The sequence below is a fragment of the Capsulimonas sp. genome (assembly GCF_039929585.1).
GTDB lineage: Bacteria > Armatimonadota > Armatimonadia > Armatimonadales > Capsulimonadaceae > Capsulimonas.
The window spans coordinates 1-22,503 of the sequence record NZ_JBDSQY010000256.1 but is presented as its reverse complement, the minus strand read 5'-3'; the positions used below and the strand labels follow the sequence as shown (position 1 = coordinate 22,503).

The 22,503-nt window shown below is 60.5% G+C and carries 21 protein-coding genes; 11 read left to right on the top strand and 10 right to left on the bottom strand.

Annotated features, from left to right (window positions below):
• Positions 1-62: 62 nt before the first annotated feature.
• Genes ABIZ35_RS19580 through ABIZ35_RS19565 form a run of 4 tightly spaced genes read right to left on the bottom strand, consistent with a single transcriptional unit; the run spans position 63 to position 2,661 of the window.
• Positions 63-1,190, bottom strand: coding sequence for a chemotaxis response regulator protein-glutamate methylesterase (locus tag ABIZ35_RS19580; RefSeq protein ID WP_348221606.1), 1,128 nt, complete (start codon positions 1,188-1,190; stop codon positions 63-65).
• 56 nt (positions 1,191-1,246) lie between these two features.
• Positions 1,247-1,783 (bottom strand): chemotaxis protein CheW, encoded by a 537-nt coding sequence (locus tag ABIZ35_RS19575; protein WP_348221605.1) that lies wholly within the window; start codon positions 1,781-1,783, stop codon positions 1,247-1,249.
• A 30-nt stretch (positions 1,784-1,813) separates the two neighbouring features.
• Positions 1,814-2,281, bottom strand: a complete 468-nt coding sequence (locus tag ABIZ35_RS19570) for a chemotaxis protein CheX (protein WP_348221604.1) — start codon at positions 2,279-2,281, stop codon at positions 1,814-1,816.
• Between the two features lie 17 nt (positions 2,282-2,298).
• Entirely contained in the window at positions 2,299-2,661 is a 363-nt protein-coding gene (locus ABIZ35_RS19565) for a response regulator (protein WP_348221603.1), read from the bottom strand.
• A gap of 250 nt (positions 2,662-2,911) precedes the next feature.
• Between ABIZ35_RS19565 and gmd the strand changes: the two genes are divergently transcribed.
• The gene (gmd, locus tag ABIZ35_RS19560; protein ID WP_348221602.1) at positions 2,912-3,961 is read left to right on the top strand and encodes a GDP-mannose 4,6-dehydratase; all 1,050 of its coding nucleotides are present in this window, start codon (positions 2,912-2,914) and stop codon (positions 3,959-3,961) included.
• On the top strand, positions 3,961-4,893 hold the full coding sequence (locus tag ABIZ35_RS19555; RefSeq protein ID WP_348221601.1) for a GDP-L-fucose synthase: 933 nt from the start codon (positions 3,961-3,963) through the stop codon (positions 4,891-4,893). Before gmd ends, ABIZ35_RS19555 begins: the two co-directional genes overlap by 1 nt.
• Positions 4,894-4,934: 41 nt before the next feature.
• On the opposite strand, the gene ABIZ35_RS19550 is transcribed toward ABIZ35_RS19555, so the two are convergent.
• Positions 4,935-6,392: an HD domain-containing phosphohydrolase gene (locus tag ABIZ35_RS19550; protein ID WP_348221600.1), complete on the bottom strand. Its 1,458-nt coding sequence runs from the start codon at positions 6,390-6,392 to the stop codon at positions 4,935-4,937.
• Positions 6,393-6,775: 383 nt separating this feature from the next.
• On the opposite strand from ABIZ35_RS19550, the gene ABIZ35_RS19545 reads away from it, so the two are divergent.
• Positions 6,776-9,241: a protease pro-enzyme activation domain-containing protein gene (locus ABIZ35_RS19545; protein WP_348221599.1), complete on the top strand. Its 2,466-nt coding sequence runs from the start codon at positions 6,776-6,778 to the stop codon at positions 9,239-9,241.
• Positions 9,242-9,655: 414 nt separating this feature from the next.
• On the top strand, positions 9,656-10,753 hold the full coding sequence (locus tag ABIZ35_RS19540) for a hypothetical protein (protein ID WP_348221598.1): 1,098 nt from the start codon (positions 9,656-9,658) through the stop codon (positions 10,751-10,753).
• A gap of 73 nt (positions 10,754-10,826) precedes the next feature.
• Here ABIZ35_RS19540 and ABIZ35_RS19535 read toward each other — a convergent pair whose 3' ends face one another.
• From ABIZ35_RS19535 to ABIZ35_RS19525, 3 genes are all read right to left on the bottom strand, one after another.
• Positions 10,827-11,507: a hypothetical protein gene (locus tag ABIZ35_RS19535; protein WP_348221597.1), complete on the bottom strand. Its 681-nt coding sequence runs from the start codon at positions 11,505-11,507 to the stop codon at positions 10,827-10,829.
• Between the two features lie 29 nt (positions 11,508-11,536).
• Positions 11,537-13,321, bottom strand: a complete 1,785-nt coding sequence (locus tag ABIZ35_RS19530; RefSeq protein WP_348221596.1) for a glycoside hydrolase family 36 protein — start codon at positions 13,319-13,321, stop codon at positions 11,537-11,539.
• A gap of 242 nt (positions 13,322-13,563) precedes the next feature.
• Complete coding sequence (locus ABIZ35_RS19525) at positions 13,564-14,361, bottom strand: hypothetical protein (RefSeq protein WP_348221595.1); 798 nt, start codon at positions 14,359-14,361, stop codon at positions 13,564-13,566.
• Positions 14,362-14,659: 298 nt separating this feature from the next.
• On the opposite strand from ABIZ35_RS19525, the gene ABIZ35_RS19520 reads away from it, so the two are divergent.
• The 5 genes from ABIZ35_RS19520 (at position 14,660) to ABIZ35_RS19500 (ending at position 18,782) form a co-directional block, all read left to right on the top strand.
• Positions 14,660-15,049, top strand: a complete 390-nt coding sequence (locus tag ABIZ35_RS19520; RefSeq protein WP_348221594.1) for a hypothetical protein — start codon at positions 14,660-14,662, stop codon at positions 15,047-15,049.
• Between the two features lie 202 nt (positions 15,050-15,251).
• The gene (locus ABIZ35_RS19515) at positions 15,252-15,845 is read left to right on the top strand and encodes a phosphatase PAP2 family protein (protein WP_348221593.1); all 594 of its coding nucleotides are present in this window, start codon (positions 15,252-15,254) and stop codon (positions 15,843-15,845) included.
• 16 nt (positions 15,846-15,861) lie between these two features.
• Complete coding sequence (locus ABIZ35_RS19510) at positions 15,862-17,154, top strand: NAD(P)/FAD-dependent oxidoreductase (protein WP_348221592.1); 1,293 nt, start codon at positions 15,862-15,864, stop codon at positions 17,152-17,154.
• A gap of 31 nt (positions 17,155-17,185) precedes the next feature.
• Positions 17,186-18,187 carry a hypothetical protein gene (locus ABIZ35_RS19505; RefSeq protein ID WP_348221591.1) on the top strand — a complete coding sequence of 334 codons (1,002 nt, stop codon included), beginning with the start codon at positions 17,186-17,188 and terminating at the stop codon, positions 18,185-18,187.
• Positions 18,188-18,329: 142 nt separating this feature from the next.
• A complete protein-coding gene (locus ABIZ35_RS19500) occupies positions 18,330-18,782 on the top strand; it encodes a MarR family transcriptional regulator (RefSeq protein WP_348221590.1) in 453 nt (150 codons plus the stop codon).
• A 71-nt stretch (positions 18,783-18,853) separates the two neighbouring features.
• Here ABIZ35_RS19500 and ABIZ35_RS19495 read toward each other — a convergent pair whose 3' ends face one another.
• Together ABIZ35_RS19495 and ABIZ35_RS19490 are read right to left on the bottom strand one after the other, a co-directional pair.
• Complete coding sequence (locus tag ABIZ35_RS19495) at positions 18,854-19,570, bottom strand: hypothetical protein (protein ID WP_348221589.1); 717 nt, start codon at positions 19,568-19,570, stop codon at positions 18,854-18,856.
• 62 nt (positions 19,571-19,632) lie between these two features.
• Complete coding sequence (locus ABIZ35_RS19490) at positions 19,633-20,064, bottom strand: BON domain-containing protein (protein WP_348221588.1); 432 nt, start codon at positions 20,062-20,064, stop codon at positions 19,633-19,635.
• Between the two features lie 154 nt (positions 20,065-20,218).
• Between ABIZ35_RS19490 and ABIZ35_RS19485 the strand changes: the two genes are divergently transcribed.
• Entirely contained in the window at positions 20,219-20,953 is a 735-nt protein-coding gene (locus ABIZ35_RS19485) for a DUF4412 domain-containing protein (protein WP_348221587.1), read from the top strand.
• A 518-nt stretch (positions 20,954-21,471) separates the two neighbouring features.
• The coding region (locus tag ABIZ35_RS19480) for an IPT/TIG domain-containing protein (RefSeq protein WP_348221586.1) at positions 21,472-22,503 on the top strand (1,032 nt) is incomplete at its 3' end.

Genomic DNA, 22,503 nt, shown 5'->3' with positions numbered 1-22,503 from the left:
AAGTACGCAAGTCGATCATTACACGCTAATTATCGGCGAAACGCCTGAAAACTTTACCAGTATCATCTCACGCCGGCCACGGGGCGAGAGCGCAGTGAGTCGGCGACCGCAGCAGCCAGGTCGTGCAGGGGCAGAAGGTGCGTCACGGCGCCCAGTTCGACCGCCGCCTTCGGCATGCCGTAGACGACGCACGTGGATTCGTCTTCCGCGAACGTCACCGCTCCCAAATCGTGCAGCGCCTTCATGCCGCGCGCGCCGTCCTTGCCCATTCCGGTCAGCAGCACAACCGTCGCGCGGGCGCCGTAAAGCTTATGGATCGTTCCCAGCGTCACATCCACCGATGGACGGACGCCATGGACCGCAGGTTCATCCGTCAGATGGACAACGCCGCGCGCATCAAATTCCAGATGCCGACCGCCCGGCGCAACCAGCGCGCAGCCGGGGCGCAGCGTATCGCCTTCCACAGCTTCCCGCACGGAAAACGGCGATTCGGTGTCCAGACGCTTCGCCAGCGATGTCGTAAATCCCGCGGGCATATGCTGGACGATCACAATCGGAACGCCCAGATCCGCCGGAAGCGACGGAATAAAGGTTTGCAAAGCGCGCGGCCCGCCAGTCGACGAGCCGACAATTAATACACCGCCGCGCGGGACGGCGTGCGCGGAAAACGGGATCGGCGGAGACGGCGGCGCAATCGCCACGAATGGACGCGGCGACGGCGGTGGGCCTAAAGTCAGCGCATGGCCGAGCGACGGCGTATGCCGCAGAGACGCTCCATGGCGAAGACGAGCCGAAGCGGCGGTGCGGATCTTCGCGAGAATCTCCGGCGCCACTTTCGCAATGTCAAGCGAGATAGAGCCGGACGGCTTGCCGATAAAATCGACCGCCCCCGCCTCCAGGCAGCGCATGGTCATATCCGCGCCGGCCTGCGTCAGCGACGACACCATAACGACCGGCGTGGGGCGGCGCTGCATAATTTCGGTCAAGGCTGTGTAACCGTCCTTGACCGGCATTTCGATATCGAGTGTGATGACGTCCGGCTTCAGCGCGTCGAGCTTTTGCAGCGCGTCCGCGCCGTCGCGCGCCTGGCCGACGACCGTCATCCCGGAATCCCGGGCCACGATATCCGTTATCATCTTACGCATGAACGCGGAATCGTCCACCACAAGTACTTTGATCGGTTCCGGCATGCTTCACCAATTCGCCTTCATGGAATGCAATGGCGCGCAAATCATACGCGCGACGCCTAAGCTGCTTTTTGCAGCTGCACGAGCGCGTCGGTTTCCTGCGAAGATCGCGTCAATGTCTTATGCACGTCCAGCAGGATGATCAGACGATCAGCGCCCTTATTCTCACCGACGGCGGCGATGCGGCCGATGCCGGTGATGCACTCGGTCTCTGCGGTCGCAACCAATTGCGACGGAGGATCGATCGCCGACGCCGAGAGGCGCAGGACTTCCGAAACCGCATCGACGATCAGGCCGGCCACGAGGCCCTGCACATCGACGATGACGATCCGCATCGACTTGCGGCCTTCTTCCTCGATCGGCTCCATCCCGAACCGCTCACGCAGATCGATGATGGGGATGATCCGCCCCCGCAGGTTCATCACACCGCGCACGAAGGCGGGGGCCTTCGGCACATGCGTGATCGCCTGTGGGGTGATGATCGTGTGGATATGCGCGATATCCACACCGTATACTTCGCCGCCCAAATGCAGGGCGACGATTTGACGCTCCGCGTCCTGCGAAACGACTCCCGCGTCTAATAGCTCAGCAGCCATGGAATGCTCCTCCTAACCGAACCCGATATACTACTTGCGTCCCTGAAGTCCGACGGTAATCGACAACTCCCCCTGCTCCAGGGTAATAGGAATGACGATCGCCGGAATGGATAATGTGCTGATCTTCACGTTCGTGCCGCGAATGATCGTCGGCGGCGTGATGTCACAGATAAAGCCCGCGTCCGACAGTTTAGACATCGCGTTGCCGCTGATCATATTGCCCAGCTCCGCGATGGCGCTCGCCGCAAGCTGATCGAAGACCTTGATCGGCTGACCAAGCATCGTCGTCGCGATCTTATCCGCGACTTGAAGCGACATTCCGTAAATGACCTGCCCCTGCACCTGTCCCGTCACGCCGCAAACGACGTTGCACTGCTGACTGGTGAATGTGGCGGGCTGCATCGCCAGGTTGCCCTTGATTGGGCGATTCCCCAAGACCATCTCCATGACGGAGAAGCTGGCCTCTACGAAGGGGTTGATATACTCTACTTTCATCATAACGATCCCTTCCCAGCTTATCCGATGAGTTTCTTGATGCTGTCCAGCACACGGTCCGGCTGAAACGGCTTCACGATAAAGTCTTTGGCTCCCGCCTGAATGGCCTCAATCACCATGTTCTTTTGCCCCATGGCGGTGCACATGACGACATTGGCGGCAGGATGCTTGCCCTTGATCGTTCGCGTGGCGGTAATCCCATCCATAATCGGCATGGTGATATCCATCAGCACGAGATCCGGCTGGTGCGCATCGTACTTCTCTACTGCTTCCTGTCCGTTCGTGGCTTCTCCGACAACCTCGTAGCCATTGGCTACAAGAATGTTCTTGAGGGTGACACGCATGAACAGAGCGTCGTCGGTGATCAATATTCTTTTCGACATCACTTTTTGCTCCTCGATTTGGTCACGCCGCCGCGGTAAACCGCACTTAACAGGGACATTCGAAAATGTCTTCCTAAAAACGTTGACCCGCGATAATTATTGGGTATCCCGTCGAAAATCTAGAGTCAAGATTTTACGAAGCGTCCAAGCGGCCTCCGCGAGTCTCCCCTCACAGTCTCCCGAGCGCCGCGAATGTCCTGGTATAATGGGAATCACGATAGATTTGCAAGGAAAAGGCGGCGGCTTTCACATGACTAAGATCGCTCTCATCAGCGGCGTCACCGGCCAGGACGGCTCCTATCTGGCGGAGCTGCTGCTCGGCAAGGGGTATGAAGTTCACGCCGTCATCCGGCGGTCGAGCAGTTTCAACACCGAGCGTATCGAACACCTTTACGTCGACCCACACGAGCCTGGCGTCAAGTTCTTTCTCCACTACGGCGACCTCGCCGACGCCTCCAACCTGAGGCGTTTGGTGGAGCGCGTCAAGCCGGACGAAGTCTACAACCTGGGAGCGCAGTCGCACGTCAAGGTCTCCTTTGAAGAGCCCGAATACACGGTGGATGTGGATGCGCTGGGAACGCTGCGTTTTCTGGAGGCGATCCGAGACTATCGCGAACGCACCGGCCACGAGGTACGCTTCTATCAGGCGAGCAGCTCGGAGATGTTCGGGGCGGCCCCGCCGCCTCAAAATGAAACGACCCCCTTTCATCCGCGCAGCCCCTACGCCTGCGCCAAGCTATACAGCCACTGGCAGACGATCAATTACCGTGAAAGCTACGGCATGTTCGCATGCAGCGGAATTTTGTTCAACCACGAGAGCGAGCGGCGCGGCGAAACATTCGTCACGCGCAAGATCACGCGCGCCGCAACTCGTATCCAAATGGGCCTGCAGGACAAGCTATACTTAGGAAATCTCAGCGCCAAGCGCGACTGGGGGTTCGCAGGCGACTATGTGGAGGCGATGTGGCGGATGCTTCAGGCGGACCAGCCCGACGACTTTGTCATCGCGACTGGAGAGGCGTACTCCGTTCAGGAATTCGTGGACCGCACCTTCGCGATGCTGGAGCTCGATCCGAGGCGCCACGTCGAAATCGACCCGCGCTACTACCGGCCCGCCGAAGTGGACGCTTTGCTGGGGGACGCCTCCAAGGCGCGAACGAAATTGGGATGGTCGCCCACGGTCACATTCGACGGTCTGATCCGTCGAATGGTGGAGCATGATCTGATGCTCGCCCGCCGCGAGAAACTTCTGCTCGGCGCGGGCCATGGCGCCGGCTCCACACAAGGCCAGGACACATAATGGATCTCACCGCGCCCATCTTCGTCGCCGGCCACCGAGGTCTCGTCGGCTCCGCCATTGTCCGCGCCTTAGGACGCGCAGGGTTCTCGAACCTCGTTCTGCGCTCACGCGCGGAGCTCGATCTTCAGGATTCGCATGCCGTGAAGGCGTTCTTCGCGGAGCGCCGCCCGGAGTACGTGTTCATGGCCGCCGCGAAAGTGGGCGGTATCCTGGCGAACAGCGCGCAGCCGGTCGAGTTCCTCACGCAAAATCTTCAGATCCAGAACAATGTGCTTCTTTCCGCTCACGAATCGGGAGTACGAAAGCTGCTGTTTCTGGGCAGTTCCTGCATCTACCCCAAGATGGCGCCGCAGCCGATCCGCGAGGATTCGCTGCTGACCGGTCCGCTCGAACCGACCAACGAAGCGTATGCGATCGCAAAGATCGCCGGAATCACCCTCTGCCAGGCTTTGCGCCAGGAGTACGGCGCGAACTTTATCTCCGTGATGCCGACAAACCTCTACGGCCCCAACGATAACTTCGACCTAAAGACATCACACGTCCTGCCCGCCTTGCTGCGCAAATGCCACACGGCGCGCGTCACCCATGCGCCCAGCCTGGAGCTGTGGGGGACCGGGTCGCCGCGCCGGGAGTTCCTGCACGCCGACGATCTCGCCGAAGCCGCTCTGTTCTTGATGGAGAACTATGACAGCCCTGAGATCATCAATATTGGAACGGGCGAGGACATTCCGATCATCGACCTCGCGCGTCTGATCCAATCGATTGTGGGTTACGAGGGAGAGATCGTGTTCGACGCATCGAAGCCCGACGGAACGCCGCGCAAGCTTCTGGATGTGTCTAAACTGCATGCACTGGGATGGAAGGCGCGTATTTCTTTGGAAGAGGGAATCACCGAAGTTTACCGGCAGACGGATACGAGCGGATGGGTTTGATAGAATGGGCGGCGCCGATCAGCGCCGCCCATTGTTTTTTTTCAAGAGAGAATCCGCCGCCGGGCGCGGGTGAAGACGGCGACGCAGTTGGGGTCCCATTGCGTTCCGGCGCCGTCTTCCAGGATTGTGAGGGCGCGTTCCTGAGACATTCCCTTGCGATAGGGACGGTCGGTGGTCATGGCGCTGTAGGCGTCGGCGACGGCCATCAGGCGCGCGACCAGCGGGGTTTCTTCTCCGCACAGACCGAAAGGGTACCCTTCTCCGTCCCAGCGCTCGTGATGGTGGCGCGTGGCGTCGAGCGCATCTTCGAAGCCCGGAACGGAGCCGATCATCATGGCGCCCATCATCGGATGCTGCTTGACCGCCTGATACTCGTCGTCGGTCAATTTGCCCGGTTTGCGCAGAATCGCGTCTGGAACGCCGATCTTGCCGACATCGTGCAGCAGCGCCGCGACCTGCACCTGATACTGCGCCCGCTCGTCCAGCCCCAGCTCCCGCGCGATCTGCAGGCTATACTCCATCACATCCTCGGAGTGACGGCGCGTGTAGCGATCCTTGTTGTCCACGGCGGTCACGAGCGCGTCCAGCATGGTAAAGCCGTCCACGGAGTTCGTCAGCCGCGCGCGCAGCTGCTCCGCGCCCTCCGCCACTCCTCCGAACTTGTCGCGCAGAAGCCGGGCGTCGGCAGCCGCCAGAAACTCCAGGCTCCCCGGGCCATCGACTGGAAGCGTGGCCGTTCCCACCGAAAATGTCAGCGGCACTTCCTGGTCGTAGCCAGGCGGGCGGTAGGAAACTCCCTCCAGCACGTTCCGCATCCGTTCGCCGATCTGCTCCACATCCGCCGCCGCGTCTCCATGAACCAGGATCGCAAACTCATCGCCGCCAAAGCGTGAGAGCGCGCTGAGCTGTTCGGAGGCCGCCGTGGCGCCTTGAAGCAGATGGGCGACCTGACGCAGGACATCGTCCCCCACGACATGGCCGTAAACATCGTTGAAGAAACGAAAATTATTCAGGTCCATCAGTACGACGGCCAGCGGTGTCCCATTTCGTATATGGCGCTCCACCGATCGCTTCAGCCGATCGTGAAACGCGCGATGGTTGCAAAGTCCCGTCAAGGCGTCGTAGTCGGCGCGCTCGATCGCTTCCGCCAACATGCGCTCACGTTCCTGCTCCATCGCCTTGTATCGCGTCACATCATAGAGCGACACCAAACGCGCCATGCGTCCCTGATAGAAAATCGCGTTTGAAGAAACATCCACCCACAGGATGGAGCCATCTTTACGGCGATGCCGCCATGCTCCGCCCACGGACCGATCCTGGGACAAGTGAGCCACGCGCCGGCGCATGGCGTCGCTATCGCCGGGGGGCCGGATGTCGTCAAGCGTCAACGTCAGAAACTCCTGCCGCGAGTATCCGTAACTCGCGACCGCCATTTCATTGACTTCCAGCAATTTGAGGCTCTGAGGATCGTACACCCACATCGGCTGCGGATGGCGCATAAATAGATCCGTGTCAGCCAGGGACGACAGCGTCGTCGACCGACGGACGAGAGACGGCGACGCCGTCGACGTTCTTGGACTGCATAACCCCTCCATGATTCCCTCGCACTTTCATTCGATGGAAACAATCAGCGCCAAAGCGCGCCGCAGAATACGCTGAGCCTATCCACGGCGAGTAAGAATCATCAAGATCCCTATATTGCAACGACGTCCTTTAGACGATAAATGTTCAAAAAATCATCAACACTTTAATATACCCATTCGAGGCCGGTTAATGCCCGTGATAATTGCGTGTTCGAAGGAACATTTTATGTTACAATAGAGGTCATAAAAGTGATACTCCCCGCAGCCGCCAGCGGCAATTCTTCGCAAGGATCGTACGAATGCTTCAGTTTTACCGAACCCTCCACCACTGCGCCTCGCTGCTGCTCGCCGGCGTCGCGTTCATGGGCCTGAGCGCGCAGGCTCAGCCTGCGGCGAACATCGCCGTTACGGGCAGCCCAAGCGCCCGGCATGGCGCTTTGATGGAGCGCGCTGCGCCGGCGGCGAGCGATACGCTCCATCTGGTGTTCGCGCTTTCAAGCCGGCGACAGGGGGCGCTGAGTTCATTTGTCCAGTCGCAGTACGATCCGTCCTCGCCGAATTTTCACCGCTGGCTCACGCCGGACGAGTTTGGAGCGCGGTTCGGAGCGGAGGATTCCGATGTGGACACCATCACGCAATATGCAAAGTCGCAGGGGTTCGCGGTCACACAGGTCTGGCCGAATAAAATGTTTGTTTCGGTGGATGCGCGCACAGCAGATGCTGAGCGCGCATTCGGCGTGAAGCTGCATAGCTATCTCCGGCCGCAAGTCGAAATCGCCGCCGGCCTGCCGGCGACGTTCCATGCGCCGGACCGCGCTCCGGCTCTGCCGTACGAAATTGCGGGACGCGTTCAGGGGCTGTTCGGTCTTTCCAATGAAGCCGCCGCTCGCCCCGCTTTGGTGCGAGGCCAAGATTTCGCTGCTCCGGCGACGCCGCTTGCCGCCGCGCCTCACATCGCGACATTGACTACTCCCGCCACTCCTAGCACGCTTGCCGCTTATTACGGCTTCGATCGTCTGCATCTGCATGGGATCAACGGCGACGGGCAGTCCATCGCCATCTTTTCGCCCACACATTACAGCGCTGCGGACTTCGCGTCGTTCCGATCGACCTACAGTCTTACCGGAACGACGGTGACCGAGGTGCTGGTCAACGGAGGACCGACGGATTCCGACGGCGCGGACGAAGCTGCGCTGGACCTGGACGTCATTGTCGGACAGGCGCCGCACAGCCATATTTACCTTTATGAAAGCCCGAACGACAGCAATTTGGCGATCTGGAATAAAATTGCTTCGGACAATATTCCAGTGGTCTCAGTGAGCTGGGGCAACAGCGAGCAGGACATCACGTCGGCCTACGCCAATTCCGTCAATACGATTTTGCAGCAGATGTCGGCGCAGGGGCAGAGTGTCTTCGTCGCGACCGGCGATTTCGGTTCGTTTGACGGGAACAATATCACGCCGTCCGTCGATTTCCCCGCATCCAGTCCCTATGTCACCGGCGTCGGCGGAACATCCATTCCAAACGGCGTTACGGAAACTGGCTGGTCCGGGTCCGGCGGCGGGCTAAGCGTATTTTTCAGTCGTCCGTTCTGGCAGGCCGGCCCCGGCGTCATCAATACGAGCAGCACCGGTTTCCGCCAGCTTCCAGATATCGCCACGCTTGCCGATACGGAGAACCCAGGCTACCGGATTTACAGCGGAGGAAGGCTGCGGATATTCGGCGGCACCAGCGCCGGCGCTCCATTGCTCGCCGCGGCGAACACGCTGATCAACCAGGGCTTGAACGGCCGCACCGGTCAGCTCACGCCGAAGCTTTATCAGTTCGGCGGGAACACATCGAACGCGCCGCAGGCGTTCACCGATATTCTCTCGGGCGGCAACGGGACCTTTTCCTGTACGGCGCGATGGGATTATGTGACGGGCTGGGGAAGCCCGAAGGTGGCGGGATTGTATTCGCTGATCGTGCCGACTCCGCTTGGCCCCGATCCGCCAGTCATTTCTCAGCTGACGCCAAGCTCCGCTCCTGCGGGCAGCCTGGGTGTGACCATCACCGTGACAGGAACGAACTTCACCGCGTCCTCCATCGTGCGCTGGAACGGAACGGCGCTGCCGACGCAGGTCGTTTCTTCGACCTCGCTGACGGCGACCGTCCCTGCGTCGTTTCTGACGGCCGTGGGAACCGCCGCGATTACCGTTTCCGACCCGAGCAGCACGACGCCGGCTGGCCCGCTGACATTCACTATCACAACGCCGCACTCGTTCGCGCCCGGACTGCAGATGATCTCGGCGCCTTACGATTACACGGGAACGCCCTTCACCACTCTCTTTGGAAACATTACCGTTAAGATCGCGACGTGGGAGCCAGCCGCTGAGAACTATGTACTGAACCCAACGCCGCCGGCGGATACATTCCATCTCGGCCGCGCTTACTGGGTGCGGCTGGGGACGACCGCGAACCTTCCCGCGTTAGGAACGGCGGCTCCGGCAAACGCTCCATATACCGTCCCCATCGCCGCCGGCTGGAATATGATCGGCGATCCGTTCAACGCCTCCGCAGCGATCAGCTCGCTGCAAGTCACGGCGGGAGGGACGACCAAATCCTTCGCAGCGGCGGTCACGGCGGGAACCGTCAGCGGGACCCTCTACCGTTACGACGCCGCGCTGCACTATTACATCGGGCAGACAAGCGGGGCGCTGGCGCCGTTCGCGGGCTATTGGATTTACGCCGCCCAACCGTGCAGCCTTGTGTTCCCGGCGCCATAGATTCCCGTCACGCCTCTCATTCTTGAATCCGTCACGTTTTTGGCGTCAATCGTCACGGCGCTGTCACGATTGAGCCGCTATACTGGTGACAGATCGCAATTCATGGAGACACACATTTTAAGTGAGAGGCCGTTCGCCCTTGCGATTTTGTCTTCCCGGCGCCATCGTTTCCAGCCGCGGCGGGCTGGAAACCTGGTAATTTTACGGTGCAACCGATCTATGTACCCAAAATAATCATGGGTTTACTCACTAAAAATTATAATCCTGGTAAGACTCTGGATTAAATTTTCATGAATCGTGATATAATGACTCCGTGTAGGCATAGATGTCCGCCTGCTTCAAGTAGTAGCGATCTCTTCGCCCAATTATTTTTTGTCCCTTGTCATTTTAGGGCGAATGCTTAAGAAAGATACAATGATCCGCAAAAATACAATCTATACCAGGCCGCTTGCGGGCGTCGCTTTGGCGATGTCATTGAGCTTGCTTGGAACCGGCGTGAATGCGGCGAGCGGCTCACAAGGCGTTCCACCCGCGTCGTTTATCAATTATCATGTCGATACAGTCCAGCAGCTTTCGCAGCAAGTCGAGCTCGATCCGAAGGTGCGAACCCAGCTGGCGCGTCACTTCCATATGACTGGCCCGCAGCTTGTGACCTATATCAACAAGCATCTGAAGCTGAAGCGCCTGAGCACGTCGAAAAAGTATCGCGTATACTGCGTCGACCGCCATGGACGCGAGTTCTACATCATGACCCGCCTTCCGGCCGGCACCCCCGTCTTCGTCTCGAAGTCGACCGGGCAGCCGATCCTGAAGGTGGCCTGCGGCAACCCCATGGTTTCCGTTCTGCCGCATGCCGACATGGAGAGCACCCCGGCCCCGGGAACCCTCCAGGGCAAAAAGAAGCAGTTGGCGTCCGACCTGACGCCGTCGCCCTTCGACACGCTCAACGGCCATAACCAGCATAGCGAAGACTCGGATATCGTTTCTCCGGGACCGGGCGAAGTGCTCGTCACGAAGAACATTCCCGATACGATCACGGAGCGGTTCTTCACGCCTAATGTCATTCCTGAGACCATTATCCATGGTGGCGGCTTCAGCCCGTTCTGGCTGCTCCCGGTGGTTGGCGGCTTCATCTCGAATACGACCGGCAGCTCGACCGGAACCACGACTGGAACGCCTAACGGCACCACGACCGGCGTCACGACCACTGGCGACACCACAACCGGTGAAACAACCACTGGCGACACAACTACAGGCGGAACGACGACTGGTGACACCACCACCGGTGGAACGACAACCGGCGACACCACGACCGGCGGAACAACCACTGGCGACACCACCACAGGTGTGACCACGACCGGCGACACGATTGGCACAACCACCACAGGAGACACGACAGGAACGACCACGGGAAATACGAATGTTCCTGAAGGCGGTTCGGCTCCCGCGATCATGATCGGTGTGATGATGCTGGCCGCATACGGCTTCATCCGCCGCCGCAAACTCTCTTAACCAAAATAAAAAAGCGGAGGAGCCAAAATCTGGCTCCTCCGCTTTTTTATTGTCTGAGCCTACCGGCTTCCAGTCAAAAGATATTCACGACCCGGCCCGCCAGCAGCACGATGACGGCCAGCGAGATGAGCGACTGGATCATCATCAACACCTTCGACCAGCGCGTCAGCACCAGGGTATCGGTGGGTGAAAAAGCCGTGCTGGTATTGAACGCCAAAAACAGATAATCCACAAACGTCGGCGCCCAGTTCTCCTCGCCCGCCAGCCGCCGCGCATCCTCGCTCATTGTCATCTGCGGAAAGAGAAAGGCGCCGTCCTTGTGCCCCAACGTCCGTCCGCGCTCAAACGGGCCACCGGCGTCCAATCGCCAATACCACTGCGCGAAGACGAGGACATTGCTCGTCCATAGCGCCACCGCGGACCGCAGCAGCTGCATGGGAGTCTCCGTGTGCATCGGCAGCGCATGCACCAGTCGGACCAGCGAGACCACCATCGAAAGCGTCAAAATCCCCAGCGTTAGAAAGCCCATCCGGCGATGCGCTTCATGATGCCCAATTCGTAAGGCGAAGAGGCTCGGAATCAGCATCACGCAGACAAAGGCAAGCTGCAATCCGCGCGGTCCAAGCAAAAGACTTTCCGGCAGCGCCATATACAGGCCGCCCAATGCAAGCATCGTCAGCACGATAGGCCAATGCGGCTCCGGCGCATCGCCCGCATCCAGATCCTCGTGAGAAGCGTCGTTCACAGCCGTCATTTACGATTGCCCCTCAACAAAATCTTCCGTCACTCAAAGTTCCGCACACATTGCCACACACCCGCCGGGGGAACGGCAAAGGCGTGAAGCCCCGCGCAAAGCGTAATGCGCTCATCGCGCATAAGCTCTCCCCGGCAGTCGAGCACCTGAAGCCGCCGCTCCCCGAGATCTTCCAGCAGTTCCAGCGCAAGCCGCCCAGCGCGAGTTCCATTGACCACAAAAACATCGCGCTCGCCCACGCCGTCCAGCGGCAGCAGGGCGCTCTCGCTGTAAATGGCGGCCACCAACTCCCGATCCGTGAAGCTGCGGACCATGGGATAGCAGAGATCCGGCTGCAGCGGCTCCAGGCGGCCATCTAGAAGCGCTTCGCGATGCGCCGTCCAAAAACCCATCCAGAACAGAAGCATCGCGCGATGGTCTTCTGGAATACGATCGAGCAGCACGGAAATTTGCGGCACGGAAAACAGCACATTCAACAATTGGAGCGCAGCCGCTTCCACGGGCTCAAGCGGGCTCCACATCAGCATGTCGGCGTGCGCGGGCGTATCGCCGGAAAGCAGACGGATGTCCAGAACACGCAGGCGGTTCGTGACGGCGTCGTTCGGGCAGTCGCCGGCGCGAAACAGATTGCCGTACTTACGCATCAGCGGGCCAATATAGCTTTGACGGAACTCAATCATCACATCCGGGTTGATGGCCCGCAGCCGCGCCATCACATCCGTCAGCAGCCGGTCCGCCGCTTCCGAGACGGAGTCGTAATCCCGCCCGCCTCCGATCAGGCCAGCGGCCTCCTCGGTGTCGCCCATCGAATCGACGAAGTCGAGCTTGAATCCGTCCAGCCCCCACTCGCGCAGCGCGCGCTCATAGATCCCGATCAGATATTCGCGCGCCTCGGGAAAGCGCGGATCCAGGATCGCGGCGCCGAAATGGTCGCTGTCGGCAAGAAATTTGCCTTGAAACTTTTGATAAGCGTCGCTGTGGCGTCCGATAAACGGCACGGAGTACCAGAGCAAAAACGCCATGCCCTCCGCGTGGACGGCGTCCACAAAGGCGCGCATGTCCGGGATGCGCTCGGGGCGCCAGTCGCCGCAGTAAGCGTAACCACGCGCTCCGTCCAGCGTCTGCCACCCATCGTCAACGATCACAGCGCCGCATCCCAGCGGCTTCGCCAGACGGCACTGCTCCAGCACGGATTCGGGGGAAATCGCCTGATGGAAGCTATACCAGGTCGAGTACATCGGCCGCCGCGCCGTCTCGGGGACATGGCACGGTTCATACCCGGGCAGCCGCGCCCACCAGTCCGAAACGCCGTGCAGCGCGTCAAAGTAGGGAATGTCACGAGTATCGACCCACAGGGTCAATTCATATCGTTTGATCGGCGGAGAAGGGTCGGCGAACAGCGTCACGGAACATTCGAATTCCGCCGTTTCCTCGATCAGCGCAGCGGCGCAACGCAGTCCGTGCAGTGCATCGGACGCGGCAAACGTGAGCCGGTTGGCTCCCGGTTGACTGTAAAGGCAAACCACGGGCGCATGGTTCGTCGCCTTCGAAGGAAACCCCTTGCCCAAACGATAGGTAATCCCCCGATCGCGCCCGGCGGCGGGTGTCCATGACGCCTGGATATCGACATCGGGATGGCTCCAGACGATCTTGACGTTTGGGGGCGGCGCAGGCCGCGCGGCGGTCAGGGTGACCGTGACAGTTTGCAGGCCGAGAGCAATCTGCTCGCGCGACAGATTGACTTGGAAGGCGCCGGGGTCGCCCTCCAGACGAAATTCATGACTTGCGACTGGGAGGATATCTGTGTGTGTCATGGAGATTCGGGACCTATTCCCCCGCCGAAGTAAACTTCGGCCTCCCCTTTTCCCAGCAAGGGGCTAAAGCCCGGGAAAAGGGGCGTTCATCATTAGAGGCCAGGCGAGTTTTGTCGTTGCCTACGAAGAATTTTAGTCCGAACTGGACTCTTGCCACAACACGGAACACTCGCCTGGAACTTAATTACCAGCACCCCTTTTCCCGCCCGAAGGGCCTTGCTGGGAAAAGGGGAAATCGAGCTTTAGCTTGATGGGGGAATAGGTCCCTCCACTGTCAATACCTTGCGCAGGTTCTTGGCCCAGGATTGAGCCAGCAGATCCGTGCTCGCCATCTGCGCCGCTTCGGCTTCCGTCGGTTCGACAATCAGCACCGGGCGCTCTCCCATCAGGACCAGGGAGGGGCCGTTCACGGGATACGCGGAGAGATCGATGGTCTTGACGGAGTCGACCGCGCCGGCGCCAAGGCGGTGAGAGATGATGTTCAGCCGGGCTCCCAGCACATCGGCGTATTCGGCGGCCGTGAAGCCGCCGGGCTGTGGGCCGCGCAGGGTGGCGACGAGCTTATCACGCAGGTAGACCTGCCCGGTGGCGCCGCCCACCTGGAAGAAATCGTCGGTGACGGTCAATGGGGGGTTCTCGGAAACGGTCGGCTCCGGCGCGTTGTTCGGGCGCCAGTTGACGCGCGGGAGGAGCTGCTGCAGCTTCTTCGCCCAGCCTGTCGCGAGTTTCAGCGGTTCGCCAGAACTGCCCGCCGAGATAGCAGTCTGTTTGTCCACTTCGATCAGGCGGCGCCCAACAGCGTAGACCACCGGCGGTTTACCCGCCGGTGTGTAAACAACGACATCGGCGGGGGTGATGCCCGGAATGGCCAGCAGACGCGTCAGCCGCTCCTCGATCGCCCCCACCCTTTGCTGCGGCGTCATCCCTCCGACGGATGAGCGCAGACGCATTACCACTTCACCGCCGAGCGTGACGTCCGCCGGAGTATCCTGGGCGTAAACACGTCCGACTGCGACAGCCGCCAGCGCCGCCGCGGCCATAATTCTCCGGCAATTCGCCGCACACGCCCCTGCCCAATATGGGACTCCGTTACGCTGTTCCACCACACATCGCACCTCCATAATTCCTAAGCTGCGACTTTCGGCGCGATCGCCCATCGTCGACTGAAATCGCATCACTGCGTCCCAAGGTAATGACTGATACCCAGTTTGCAAGGTTCCCATGCAGGCCCGCGTTTATAAATCTTCCCCAGCGGGAAGAATCTAGTTCACCCTTCTCGTTTGGCGTTCGCCAAAGATAACCTGCGAGTCTCAGCTGCGAAAGAAAGGCTGGAGTTCGATGTCCGAGTATGAACATTCCATCGTGGTCGAAGCCGCGCCGGAGGCCGTGTTCGACTTCGTCACTAACATCCAAAATGCGCCGATACTTATCTCCTCCCCCAGTTCCGCTCAGACCTCGGAAACGGAGCGCGCGCCGTCCGAATGGATGCGTGTTTATCCGGGCGAGTATCTGATGGAGTGGGGCTCCGACGGAGACCAATTTTATTCCGGCTGGCTTCAGATCGACGAAATGGACGACACATTTTCGGAAATCACCATGCACTTGTCCTATCCCAGCCGCCTGGATATGGGAGCGGCGTCCGTCGATCGAGACCTGCAGTCCGCAATGCAGACAATCAAGCAGCAGGTCGAACGGCGATTGCTAAACTCCGACACCGGCATTCTTTAAACCTTCCCTCCTCTCGCGGCGCCGTGCTGCTTAATAATACGCAGCACGGCGTCTTTTCGTCTCTTGATTCCATTCTTCCATTTCTCGCTTCAAATCTTCCATTCGCAAAATATGCAATTTATTCACTTGGCTGAAGAGGGCAGGAGATTCGCCGCATTCCCACGAATAGCCGCCGTAATCCGACCGACGAATGGGAGCCTTCATGATAGTTTCTCGCCGCCCAGCGCGCTGGCGCCTCGTTTTGCTCGCTCTGGCGCTTCTGGCTCCCCTCTCCGCGCGGGCTCAGGGCGATGAGCAAAAACCAGAAAGCCGCGAACACCAGTTGGCGCACTTTGCGTCGCACGACGGCAATGTTCTTTTTCTCGTCGCCGGGGTGGCTCTGCCGTTGCTGCGCGACGGCGGACAGGGCAAAGACCACGCGCTCCGCGTCGTGGATAGCCTGGCGACCACCGCGCTTTTGACCGAAGGGCTCAAAGCCCTGACAAAAGAAAAACGACCAGACAGCGATGAGCACAATAGTTTCCCCAGCGGACATGCGTCCGCCGCATTCGCAGTCGCCACGATGGAGAGCGCGTTCCATCCCAAGGAAGCGCCGCTCTGGTTTCTGGGAGCGGCGACGATCGGCTGGTCGCGCATCCGCCTGAACCGGCATTATACTCACGACGTCGTCGCCGGAGCGCTCCTTGGCTTCGGCGTGGCGCGCTGGGAGGTTCCGAAGACCAACGGCCTGATCCTGACCCCGTATATCAACCCGAAAGACCGCTCCGTGCGTCTGGAGCTGGGACGCGGTTTCTAAGGCGCAGAACAAGCTTATGACACTCCATTCACCACAGAACGACGCCCCGCGCCCGCGAGTCGTGATCATCGGAGGCGGGTTTGGCGGCTTGAACGCCGCCCAGACACTGCGGGACGCCCCGGTGGACATCACGCTGCTCGACCGCACCAATCACCACTTGTTCCAGCCCCTGCTCTATCAGGCGGCGACCGCGACCCTGGCGTCCAGCGACATCACCGCGCCGATCCGCGGCGTCCTGCGCCGCCAGAAAAACGTGACGGTGCTGATGGGCGAAGCCACAGGCATCGATGTCGCCCGCAAGGCCATTCAGGTGAAGGGATTGCCGGAGCTGGAATATGATTATCTGATCGTCGCCGCTGGAGCGCGCCATTCCTATTTTGGGCATCCCGAATGGGAGGCGTTGGCCCCGGGCTTGAAAAGCATCGACGACGCGCTGGAGATCCGGCGGCGCTTTCTCACGGCGTTCGAGCTGGCGGAAGAATCTACCGACGAAGAAGAGCAGCGGAGCCTGATGACTTTCGTCATCATCGGCGGCGGGCCGACCGGCGTAGAGCTGGCGGGGATCATGATCGAGATCGCACGCCAGGCGCTGCGCGAGGACTTCCGCCGGATCGACACCGCCCAAACACGCATCGTGCTGCTGGAAGGCGGCCCGCACATTCTCCCCGCCTTTCCCGAGGCGCTTTCCCGCAAGGCTCGGAAGGATCTGGAAGAGTTCGGCGTCGAAGTCCGGACGAAAGAGCTGGTCACCCGGATCGAACCGGACGCCGTCTGGGTCGGCGAAGAGCGGATCGCGACGCGCACGGTGTTCTGGGCCGCCGGCAACGCCGCATCCCCCCTCACGAAGTCGCTGGGCGCTCCGCTGGACAAAGCGGGCCGTGTGGAAGTCAACGCCGACCTTTCAGTCCCCGGTCACCCGGAGATCTTCGCGATTGGCGATATGGCCCTGGTATTGCAGCGCGGCAAGCCTGTCCCAGGGGTCGCGCAGGGCGCCATCCAAGGAGGGCAATTGGCCGCCGAGAATATCCGCCGCTCCGTCGCGGGCCAGCCGCGCGTTCCGTTTCGGTATTTCGACAAGGGGAATTTGGCGACGATCGGACGCGACCACGGCATTGCTGATCTGCGCGGTCTGCATCTCTCCGGACGCCTGGGATGGTGGCTCTGGCTGCTGGTGCACATCCTCTTCTTGATCGGATTTCGCAACCGCGCCAGCGTCCTGCTGCAGTGGGCGATCTCCTATTTGACCTACCAGCGCAGCTCACGCCTCATCTCGCATCTCGATCCGAAAGATGGGAAAATTTCCTCTTGACACGGCGAACATATGTTTGCTACAATGCGGCATGAGAAACAGCAGCCGATCTTCCGTTCCGGCGGCCATTGCCGCACCCAACCAAACCGCGTTAATCTTCGCCGAAACGCCGTCGGCTCAGCCTGTCCGAGCCGCGATCCCACCCGTCACAAAGCCCGCCCGGGCCGCAGCCTCACCCACGGTAAAGCCTGCCCGAGTTTCGGCCTCACCCACGGCCAAGGCGGCGGGCGCGCTGGCGATGAAGCCTGTCAAACAAGCGTTTTCGCCATCTGTCGCTTTACCGACGCCCGCGCCGAAAGCCGTCCGTACACCCGCCGCGCCAGCGCCCATCCACACGCCCACTCCAGCGGCGCGCACCCGCGCCCCCAGAATACCAACTGAGCCGCCTCCCGTCCCGTCGGCGAATGCGAAGCCGATCGCCGCAAAGCCGATCGCCGCAAAGCCGACTGTCGCAAAGCCGATCACGCAAAAGGCACAGGCCGCCAAAACACCGGCGACCAAGACGGTGACGCCCCCCGCGAAGGCCGTCACGCCACGTGCGAAGACGGGGAAGGCGGCGGAACCTATTCTCGCGCCTCCGGCGCTTGTAGTGGCTGCAAAACGCAAAGCAAGCGCACCCGAAGCCAAAGCTCCCGCGCTCAAAGCGCCGCCCTCGAAAACGGCGGCGCCCGCTAAAGCCGCAGCGCTGGCTGCAAAGCCCGTGAAATCGGCGGGCAGAACGCCGATTTCCAAAGCGATAAAACCTGTCGTCAAATCGTCCAAAGCGGCTGCCGCTCCTGTGAGAGCGCCGCGCGTTCCCGCCGCTCCGCCGGAGCCGGTGCTGGAATGGGGACGCCTGTGGCGGATGAGCGGGCGACATGGAGTGGCGTATGTGAAGAACGCGCAGCTGGCCGGTGAACTGCTGGACATCGAGCCGCGCAATCTGGCGAAGGCGGCGATGGCCGTGTACTACGACCGCAAGGGCCGCGCCTTTGCGTGGCAGATCCGTATCGACACCGCCCGCTGGGACGATCTTGTGCAGCGGCTTTCGTAAGAATAAGTCAGGCGCGGAAGCATTGCGAGATGAGCGCCGGGGGCCGCTCGCCATTGACCTGCGGGCGGCGAAACCAGTATCATAGGGGAATGATCGAATACAGTAAGCCTCTCCTGGCGGCGCGCGGCTCGGAGGCGGGCCGATGAGTGAGGCGTTTGAGTCGCATTACGGAAGTCCGAATGAAAGCCCGGGGTTTCAGCTTTGGCGCGTCAGCAATCTCTGGCAGCGGCAGATCCGCAAGGCGCTGCTGCCTTTGGAGTTGACCCACGTGCAGTACGCCATTTTGACCGTGACCGCATGGCTTTCCGACGGCGATGAACCGATGACCCAGGCGGAGATTTCCCGACTGGCGGGAACGGACGAGATGATGACGTCGCAGGTCGTGCGAGCGCTGGAGAAGCGCGGCCTGCTCTCGCGCGAGCGGCACCGCCAGGATTTTCGCGCCTTCCAGATCCTCGTCACCGATGCCGGCCGCGAACTGGCCGAACGCGCCATCGCCTGTGTCGAGGCCACGGACGAAGCATTCTTCGCCAAACTCGGCGATGAATCCCCTTACCTGACTTATCTTATCAGTCGTCTCACAGATGGAGAATAAACACATAAAAGCCCGGCGGCGCTTTTGACAGGCGTCGCCGGGCTTTTGTGTGTTTGAGTTTGTAACGACCGCTATCGGATCGGTGAAGTAGACGTTTGCTGGGAGTCGACGGCTGCCTCCTCTTCCAAATCAACTTCTGTTCCCGGGTCGCCACGCAGGGCGGGGGTATGGTTGTAACCCCGCCACGTCTCACGGTCACGCGCGATGTCTTCGTCTCCGTACTCGGGCGCATTGGGGTCGTGGCCGGTATAGCCCGTACTATGGAAGTGCTCGGCCCGGCGGTCAATGTCCACAGCGCCATGATCGTGGAAGACATTCAGCGCCTTTTGCGCCAGATGCTCCGCCGCCGTAACCGTGAGCAGCGTACCGCCGCGCCGCATTCCCTCCGCGTAGTAATGGGCATGCTTGTCGGGAACGCCCGCTTCCACCAGCGCGGAAATCAAGCCGCCGCTTTGCGCGCCGGCTCCGGCGAGGGCTGCGATCAGCGGCCCCGCCGCAACAACGGACCCAATCCCGGAAATCGAGAGGGAGCCCAGACCGCTGGCCAGGAGCCCACCCATGGGAAGGATCGGCACGGGCGCCCCAATCCCGGCGTCGCCTTTTTCATCCAGCATCTCGCGAGCGCGATCTACCGTATAAAGCTCATCGCGATCGCTCATCCCAATGCCCCGGCGGTTCGCCGCGACACTGATGTTGTCGCGGGAAATCCCCGCCACCGCCGTCAGGTCACGCACCGTTGCGCGCGCCTCTTCAAAGTCGTCGAACAGACCCACGATCGTTTTCGCCATGATTTCTCACTTTCAGTCCGAACCGCCGGTCTGTCCGCATTACGCCATCAGACTCGGCTCGATTATTTCTTCACCGTCAGCTGATTGACGACTTTCGTCACGCCTTCGATCTTCTTCGCATCGGCGACGGCCGCCGAAATCGCAGCCGGGGTCGCCTGGGTTCCGCGCAGCACAACCGTTTGGCTCTTGGTGTCGACATTGATATCCCGAGCCGCTACCTTGCTGTCGCCGATCAGTGCGTTCTTCACCTTCATGGTGATCTGCGCATCGCCGAGCGCGCCGTTGGGATTAGTGGATGGCTTGTTCATCATCGTGCCGCCCGGACCGCCCGGCTGCACGGGGGCGCCCGGGGTCGGCGCGGCAGGGGCAGTCGTATCCGCCGTGTTCTCTTCGGCCTTCGGTCCGCAGCCCGCAGCAAGCGCGACGGTCAGCATCGCCGCCAGCGACATCGCAGCCCATCGGTTCTTCATCATCCCGCTCATTTGGTCAATCATCCCTGAGTTCTCCTTGATTATCCGCTCCCGGCACAGTCGCCGGAATAATTCGCTTATACCCTGGGAGCGCGGCAGACAAACTCACTCCAGGGAAATGCAACTTTTTCGGCGTTCGCCTGTCCATAGTAAAGAGAAGACAAGTGGACAAGGAGATATGATGAAACTTTCTTTAGGAATCGCCGGGGCCGTCGCCCTGAGCCTGATCGCCGGACCGGGCCGGGCGGACGTCACGATGGTGGCCCATACGCACATGGATATGCCTTCGATGCGTGGCGGCGCTTCGACGCCGGCAATGCAGGCGCAGATCGATAAGATGAGCAACACCACGACGTATATCAGTGGGCATAAAGTCCGCACGGACACCGCGATTATGTCCATGATCGTGGATCAGGACGCCGGCAAGATGTGGTTTCTGAACAACACGGCGCATACGTACACAGTCACGACCTTCAGCCCCGCAGATGCAAAGAAGATGGCCGCACAGATGCTCAAGGGACAGCCAGGAAAATCCAAAGGGATGACTTATAAAGTGACCGACACCGGCCGCACCACCAAGGTGCTGGGGCACACGGCGCGGCATTATATCGTCAAAACGACCATGGATATCATGGGGAAACCCACGACAATGACCCAGGACATCCTTGCGGCGCAGGATCTGTCCACGGCGGATATGGGCGTGATGGGCGGCAAGGGCGCAGGTCAAGTCCATGGGCTCCCCCTGGTGACGACTACGACTTACCACGGCGGAATGACCGAAGGCATGACGATGAAACAGACCGTCACTTCTCTCACCACCACTCCCATCCCGGCGTCGACCTTTGCGCTCCCGGCAGGCTATACGAAGACAGAAAGTCAGGGATCGTTCCCCATGGGCGGCATGCGCAGATAATAAACAAACCCCATTTTTCGTCTTAGAACAGCGCGTCACTCTGCTACGAGTGACGCGCTGTTCTTTTTTCGATGAGAAGCCCCTAACGCGACGCTTGCTCGCCACCGACAATGGAACCTGTCAATTGGAACTGGTTTCTCACTCCTACTGCCGGGCCATTGCCGCCCCGAGACAACGCCTCAAGACCGATAAAAGTTTGCGTCACAGCGATGCTGCCGCCCATGAGAATTGCGGCCATCGCATACGCCTAAGCCATCGCTTCACACGCCGGCAAGAAGAAAACTCGTCGTGCCGCCTCTGTACACTCCGTTACCATAGCTAACGCCTCACTCGTCTCTGACGGCATCCGCCGTCAGGGACTTTTTTGTGCGCCTTATCTCGGAGCGCAGCCATGCCGCCCTATTGTCTGAAGGCGATTTCGCCGATAATTTGGGCTGATGCGCCGTGCTTTCGCACTGGCTGCGCCTCTGAGCGCGGCCCAATATTTCGCGAAAACTGCGGTGCTCTAAGGAGTTCGCATGCGTCGCCGTAGGATCCAGACCGTCTTCTATACCATCGCCCTTCTCTGGGCCGCCCTTGCCTCCGAGCCCCTGATCGCTCAGGCGGACGCCGTTCCAGCGATCAGCTCGCTCTCCCCCATAAGCGTGAGCGCCGGGTCAGGGGGGCTGACGCTCACGATCAATGGCGGCGGCTTTGATTCTTCGGCGCAGGTCAAGTTCAATGGGGACGTACTGACGCCGGCATCCATCACGGCGACCCGGATCACGGCGGTTGTTCCCGCCGCAGATGTCGAATGCGGAGGCTATGTTGGTGTCACGATCACCACCACGTCCGGCGAATCCACCTTCAAGCTGTTTACTATCGAAAATCAAGCTCCGCAGATCTTCGGCCTCACCCCCACGATGGCGTTCTCCGGCGGAAGTTTCTTCACGCTGACGTTAGTCGGGTCGGGGTTCAATTCTCAGACACAGGTCTTATTTGGTCCGGACAAGCTAACGCCGGACACCGCAAGCCCCACGCAGCTCACAGTGACGGTTCCGGCGGGTGAGATCGCGTTCCCAGGAACCTTCAGCATTTCGGCCTTCAATCCGGACCCGGTCACAGGAACTCCAAATACTCAGACATTCACCGTCGTGAGGCCTTATCCGATCATATCCAGCATCAGCCCTAATACCATCCCGGCGGGAACGCCGGATCTTAGTGTCACCATCACGGGATTGAACTTCACGAATGCGTCGACCGTGCAATGGAACGATACTTCTCTGACCACTACGTTCGTCAGCGCGACCTCGCTCAAAGCCGTCATCCCCGCCGCGAGCTTGGCGGCGATGACCACGGCAAACATCACCGTATCGGATACGGATTACGGCGTTTCCGCTCCCGTCCCTTTCGTAGTCACCGCCCCGATCCCAATGGCGTCCGCTCTCAATCCCGCCTCGGCCAATAGCGGCGATCCGGACTTTACGCTCACGATCAATGGGGCCAGCTTCCAAGCGGGATCAGTCGTCAAATGGGGGAATACGGCGCTCGCAACGACATTCGTCTCAAGC